Below are 6037 nucleotides of genomic sequence, written 5' to 3' on the forward strand. Positions count from 1 at the left end.
GTGTGACGGAATGCGAAGGGTCCGGATGAGGACCGGGACGCGGGCCGGGCTCGGACCGCGAGCGGTCAGCGTCCGGTGCGCAGTCCGACGACCGCGCCCCGGAACTCCAGGCTCCGGGAGGCCGCTTCGAGGATGTCCAGCACCTTCAGGCCCGCCCGGCCGTCGGTCAGCGGCGGACGGCCGGTCCTGATGGCGTCGGCGAACTCCTCGACCACGCTGCGCAGCGCTTCCTTCTCGCCGATCGCGGGCGCCACCATGTCGCCGCTCCGGTAGGAGACGAGCATGTCGCGGCGCTCGTCGGCGCCGATCTCCTGCGGGGTGCTCAGCTCCACGCCCCGGTCGAACACCGAGACGCGCTGGGTTGGGTTGAGGTCGTCCCAGACCAGGGTGCGCTTGGAGCCGCCGACCATGGTGGTGCGCACCTTCGTCGGGGAGAGCCAGTTGACGTGCACGTGCGCGATGGCGCCGGTGCTCAGCTGGAGGGTCAGGTAGGCCACGCAGGACTGGCCGGCCCCGATCGGATCGGCGCCGGTCGTGGCGACGGCCACCGGCTGCACGTGGTCGGGGAGGATGAAGTCGAGGACCGACAGGTCGTGGGGGGCCAGGTCCCACAGGACGTCGACGTCCTTCTGGACGAGCCCCAGGTTGATCCGGACCGAGTCGACGAAGTGGATCTCGCCCAGTTCACCGGAGCGGACCATCTCCCGGATCCGGCGCACCGCCGGGGTGTAGCAGTAGGTGTGGTCGCACATCAGGGTGAGACCGCGCTTCTCCGCCTCCGCGACCAGCCGCATGCCGTCCTCGTACGTGGCGGCGAGCGGCTTCTCCACGAGGACGTGCTTGCCGGCCCGCAGGGCGGCCAGCGCGACGTCCAGGTGCGTGCCGGCCGGGGTGGCCACGGCGACCGCCTGGACGGACGGGTCGGCGAGGACCGCCGCATAGTCCGAGGTCGGCTGCACCGTGGAGTACCTGCCGAGGGCCTGGCGGGCCCGGTCGATGTCCAGGTCGCAGAGCCACCGCAGCCGGAACTGCGGGCTGGACTGGAAGTTGCGGACGAGATTGGGGCCCCAGTAGCCCGCTCCGACGACCGCGATGCCCAAGGGCGCCGCGGACCCCCGGCCGGAGATTCCGGCGCCCTGCCCTACGGTCCGGTCGGCGCTCTGCGCGCCGTCCTTGGAGGTGTCCTTCACAGCGTTCCCTTCCTTCCGCGCACGCCGACTGGCGTGTCGACAACCCATGGCCGGGACGCGTGCGGTGGCGGAGGAACGCCGTCGCCGAGGGCACGCCGGACGCCTGCGCGTCCCGTGCGTGACCTGCTCAGCGGTGATGGCCCCCCACAACCGATGTTCTGCGTGAATCGCGTATGCCGCCCCCCGGCCCGGCCGCCTGTTCCCCACACGCGGCCGAACCCGTACCACCCTTGCCGTTTCCGGATCGTGCCGGCCGCGCCGATGCGCGCCGAATCCGGTCGGCGCCGCTCAATCTAGTCCACCGGGCTTATCCCCGGGCAGAGTTGGCGGAATCGCCGGGGGCCGGTGTTCGAGCGTGCATACTGCCCGGGTGACCAGCATCGTGATACCGGCCCACAACGAGGGCCGGGTCATCGGCCGGCTCCTCGACGCGCTCCTGGCCGGCTCCCCGTCGTCCGGGCCCGACATCGTCGTGGTGTGCAACGGCTGTACGGACGACACCGCCCGGGTGGCGGGCGCGCGCGGCGACCGCGTACGCGTCGTGGAGATCCCGACTCCTTCCAAACACACGGCACTCCGGGCCGGCGACGCGCACGCGCGCGGCTTCCCCCGGCTCTACGTGGACGCCGACGTCGTCGTCGGGGCCGCCGACGTACGGGCCCTGGCGGACGCGCTCGCCGCGGATCCGGGCCTGCTCGCCGCCGCCCCCGGCCGGGACATCCCGCCGAACGGCTGCGCCTGGCCGGTCCGGGCCTACTACCGGGTGTGGCAGAGGCTGCCGGCCGTCCGCGAGGGCCTGTTCGGCCGGGGCGTCATCGCCGTGACCGAGGAGGGGCACGAGCGGATCGCCGCACTGCCCCCGCTGATGGCCGACGACCTGGCCGCGTCCCTCGCCTTCGGGCCGGGGGAGCGGCGCGTGGTCGAGGCCGCCCGGGTCGTCGTGCGACCGCCGCGCACCTGGGCCGACCTGATCCGGCGCAAGGTCCGAGCGGCGACCTCCTCGGCCGAGTTCGAGCGCTTCCAGGCCGAGCGCGAGGCGCCGGGAGGGACCGCGCCCTCGGCGCGCACCGGAACGTCCGACCTGCGCGCCCTCCTGCGCGCCGACCCGGAACTGCTGCCCGCCGTCGTGGTGTTCGCGGTGGCTGCGCTCGTGGCCCGCCGGGGCGCCCGCAGGGCCATCCGCGACCGGGACTTCTCCACCTGGCTGCGGGACGAGAGCAGCCGGCGGTGACGCACCAGGGTGCGTAGGCCGAATCGCCGCGTACGCGCCACAGTTGGCCCGTACAAGCACTAGGGTTCGGGTTCGACTCGCACGTTCGAACGACTCGGACCGTCTGTACGGGGGAGCTCCAGAGCCATGTACCTCGCGGACCGCTCCGCGCCCGCGGGCGCGAAGACCGCGCCGCAGTACCGGGGATCCGGCAGGGCACCGGCCGTCGCCCCGACCGTCCTCGCGCTGGGCACGGTCAGCATGATCACCGACGTCTCCTCCGAGATGGTCACCGCCGTCCTGCCCCTGTACCTGATCGCGGGGCTGGGCCTGAGCCCCCTGGGATTCGGGGCCCTCGACGGCGTCTACAACGGCGTCAGCGCCCTGGTGCAGCTCACCGGCGGCCACCTCGCCGACCGGGTCCGCAACCACAAGCTGGTCGCCGGCATCGGCTACGGCCTGTCCGCCCTGTGCAAGCCCCTGCTGCTGCTCGCCCACAGCCTGGGCCCGATCACCGCGATCCTCGCACTGGAACGCACCGGCAAGGGCCTGCGCACCGCCCCGCGGGACGCGCTCATCTCCCTCTCCACACCGGACGAGTCACAGGGCCGGGCCTTCGGCGTCCACCGGGCCATGGACACCACCGGGGCGCTGCTCGGCCCGCTCGCCGCGTTCCTGATCCTCGGCGTCGCCGTCGACGGCTACGACGCCGTCTTCGGCGTCAGCGCCTGCGTCGCCGTACTCGGCGTCGTGGTGCTCATGCTGTTCGTCCCCTCCGGCGCTGGTGACGCCCCGCCCCCGCCGGCCGCGCCCCCGCCCGCAGCCCGCCCGAACCCCGTGCGCCTGCGTGACGCGGCGGCCCTGCTGCGCCTCCCGCGGCTGCGCGCCCTGGCGCTCTGCGCGGTCCTGCTCGGCCTCACCACCGTCAGCGACGCCTTCGTCTACCTGCTGCTCCAACGCCGGATCGGCATCGACGACCAGTGGTTCCCGCTGCTGCCGCTGGGCACCGCCGCCGTGTTCCTGCTGCTGGCCGTCCCGGCCGGTGCCCTCGCCGACCGGATCGGGCGCCGCACCGTCTTCCTGACCGGGCACGCCCTCCTGCTCGCCGCCTACGGGCTGCTGCTGTGGGCCCCCGCCTGGCCCGCGCTGCCCTTCCTCGTGCTCGCCCTGCACGGGATGTTCTACGCCGCCACCGACGGGGTGCTGCCCGCAGCCGTCGCCGCGACCGTCCCCGAGGCGCTGCGCGCCACCGGCATGGCCGTGGTCGGCACCGGCCAGGCGCTGGCCCGCTTCGGCTGCTCGCTGGCCTTCGGCGGGGCGTGGACCCTCTGGGGCACCGGCCCGGCACTCGCCGCGGCAGCGGCCGGCCTGCTCTGCTGCGCGGCCGTGGCCGGCTATGTGCTGCGGCCCTCGCCGGCCGTGCCCGCGGCATCTGCCGCACCCACTCCGCCGGACCCGGCCCGACCTTCGTGAGGAACCCGATGACACGCTCCCGCCGCCTGCTCGTCCTCGCGGTGGCGGTCCTGCTGCTCGGGGGCGCCGGCGCCGCCCTGGTGCTGCGCGCCGCCGCCCGCGCCGACCGGCCGCAGACCGGTGGCCCGACGACGACCGCGGGGGCGGTCACCCTGACGGCCGGGCAGGACACGCTGACCTTCCTCGCCAGCGGGCAGGGCCCGCACCGCGGGGCCCTCGCCTCCGTCCCGGCCGGTTCGCCCGAGGGCACGCGCACGGTGTCCGACCTCACCTGCCAGCGCTTCCACGCCGCCGCGGGGACGGGTATCTGCCTGCGCTCCAGCCCGGGCGCGCTCGCCCAGGACAACAAGGCGATCATCGTCGACGCCGAGCTGCGCCAGGTGCGCAGCTTCCCCCTGGCGGGCACGCCCAGCCGGGCCCGCGTCTCGCCCAGCGGCCGCTTCGCCGCCTGGACGGTCTTCGTCTCCGGCGAGTCCTACGGCGCGGCCTTCTTCTCCACGCGCACCGCGATACTGGACACCAGGACCTGGAAACTCGAGCCCAGCCTGGAGGAGTTCGCCATCTCCATGGACGGGCGGGACTACCGCGCCCAGGACGTGAACTTCTGGGGCGTCACCTTCGCCGGGGACGACGACACCTTCTACGCCACCCTCGCCACCGCCGGCGAGACCCACCTGGTCAAGGGCTCCGTCTCCCGGCGCTCCGTCACCACCCTCGCCAAGAACGTCGAATGTCCCTCCCTGTCCCCGGACGAGACGCGCATCGCCTACAAGAAGCGGGTGCGCGCCGGCGCCTCGCTGTGGCGCGAACACGTCATGGATCTCGGGACGCTGCGGGACCACGCCCTCGCGGAGAAGCGCAGTGTGGACGACCAGGCCGCCTGGCTCGACGACGGCACGCTGGCCTACGGCCTGCCGGCCGACGGCGCCGCCGACCGCACGGACCTGTGGACCGTGCCCGCCGACGGCTCCGGCACCCCCCGGCTGCTGACCTCCGGCGCCTCCTCCCCGGCCCGTATGGGCTGATGTCCGTACCCGCTCGACGAGCGCGGCGCTGACCCGGATCCGGGTCGAGTACCTCTGCGCCGCGATCTCGATGAAGCGGCACCGGGCCCGCCTCCGCGCAGTCGTTCCCCGGCTTGGCCTCCGTGCTCGCCGTACCGAACAGCCTGGCGGCGTGGTGCAGCGCCGGTCCGGGCCGGGGACGCGGTCGCCCGGACGCGCCCGTGTCTGCCGATAGGCAGGCGATGGCGGTAGCTCCTGCAACGTGATGGGTAATCAGAGGTACGGTCCGGTACTGGTCCACACCTGGGGGTTGACCCGCGCTGCGGAGCCAACTCGAGGGCTGCAATTCCGGGTGGCTCAACCGGTTTCGGCCGGTCCTGGGCGGGGCGGCCGCGGTGGAGAGGGCGGGGTGCGCCGAGCTGGACCACGGGATCGGACACCGGGTGGAAACGAGCGCTTCGCGCGCGGTCATCCTGCCCATCTGTTCGCGTCATCCTCGCGGCACGCCGACGGGTTTGGGCCGTTCGGCCCGGCCGTGACACCTTCGGGCATCAGCGGCCGAACCGGGTGGTTCGCGGTGCCGTGAGCGGGCAGGCGTGGGGGCATGACCTTCGAGCATCCCGCCAAGAAGGGCGCGGAAAACGAGCGGGGGCGATTCGAGAAGCTCGCGGAACTGGCCTCCAACGTCACCAGCTCCGCACCCTTCTCCGTCTTCTGCGTCCTGCTCGTGGTGGCCTTCATCGTGGTCCACCTGCTCCACCTGGACACGAGCTGGCAGCACCTGGTCGGCGACGCGATGGGCGCGGTGGCCCTCCTCCTCCTGGCCCTGCTGAAGAACTCCGAACGCCGGGCGGAACACGCCATCCAGGTCAAACTCAACGCCATCGCGGCCGCCCTGCTGGAACAACAGGAGGGCGAATGGGGCCAGGCCCACAAGGACCTCCAAAGGGCGATCGGCCTGGAGAACCGCCAATAGCCTCCCGGCGGGGTGGCCGGTGACCGCTCGGCTCCCGCAGACTGCGGCGGGGCCGGAGCGGCAGGGTACTGGTCCTGCGGGACCCTCCGCCGTGGTCCCCACCCCCCCGCCGAGGCTTCGGCACCGCCCGCACTGCGAGGCCACGCGGAACCGGGCTCGCGCCTGTGGAGCGGGGACGGGGAGG

5 protein-coding genes are annotated in these 6037 nt (G+C 73.7%); 4 read left to right on the plus strand and 1 reads right to left on the minus strand.

Features of this window, described 5'->3' with window-relative positions; translation table 11 throughout:
• Positions 1-65: 65 nt before the first annotated feature.
• Complete coding sequence (locus tag ACZ6JS_RS17950) at positions 66-1190, minus strand: Gfo/Idh/MocA family protein (RefSeq protein ID WP_469298961.1); 1125 nt, start codon at positions 1188-1190, stop codon at positions 66-68.
• A gap of 370 nt (positions 1191-1560) precedes the next feature.
• Between ACZ6JS_RS17950 and ACZ6JS_RS17955 the strand changes: the two genes are divergently transcribed.
• From ACZ6JS_RS17955 to ACZ6JS_RS17970, 4 genes are all read left to right on the plus strand, one after another.
• The gene (locus ACZ6JS_RS17955; RefSeq protein WP_469298964.1) at positions 1561-2421 is read left to right on the plus strand and encodes a glycosyltransferase family 2 protein; all 861 of its coding nucleotides are present in this window, start codon (positions 1561-1563) and stop codon (positions 2419-2421) included.
• A gap of 126 nt (positions 2422-2547) precedes the next feature.
• Positions 2548-3873, plus strand: coding sequence for an MFS transporter (locus ACZ6JS_RS17960; protein WP_469298966.1), 1326 nt, complete (start codon positions 2548-2550; stop codon positions 3871-3873).
• An 8-nt stretch (positions 3874-3881) separates the two neighbouring features.
• On the plus strand, positions 3882-4898 hold the full coding sequence (locus tag ACZ6JS_RS17965; RefSeq protein WP_469298968.1) for a TolB family protein: 1017 nt from the start codon (positions 3882-3884) through the stop codon (positions 4896-4898).
• Positions 4899-5481: 583 nt separating this feature from the next.
• Entirely contained in the window at positions 5482-5853 is a 372-nt protein-coding gene (locus tag ACZ6JS_RS17970) for a low affinity iron permease family protein (RefSeq protein WP_469298970.1), read from the plus strand.
• The last annotated feature ends 184 nt before the right edge of the window (positions 5854-6037 follow it).

This window comes from Streptomyces sp. NPDC046349, from assembly GCF_055587885.1.

What these genes read in the sequence shown, in the direction of transcription:
- ACZ6JS_RS17960 (WP_469298966.1), top strand. Translation starts at nt 2,548, where the DNA reads ATGTACCTCGCGGACCGCTCCGCGCCCGCGGGCGCGAAGACCGCGCCG.
- ACZ6JS_RS17965 (WP_469298968.1), top strand. Translation starts at nt 3,882, where the DNA reads ATGACACGCTCCCGCCGCCTGCTCGTCCTCGCGGTGGCGGTCCTGCTG.
- ACZ6JS_RS17970 (WP_469298970.1), top strand. Translation starts at nt 5,482, where the DNA reads ATGACCTTCGAGCATCCCGCCAAGAAGGGCGCGGAAAACGAGCGGGGG.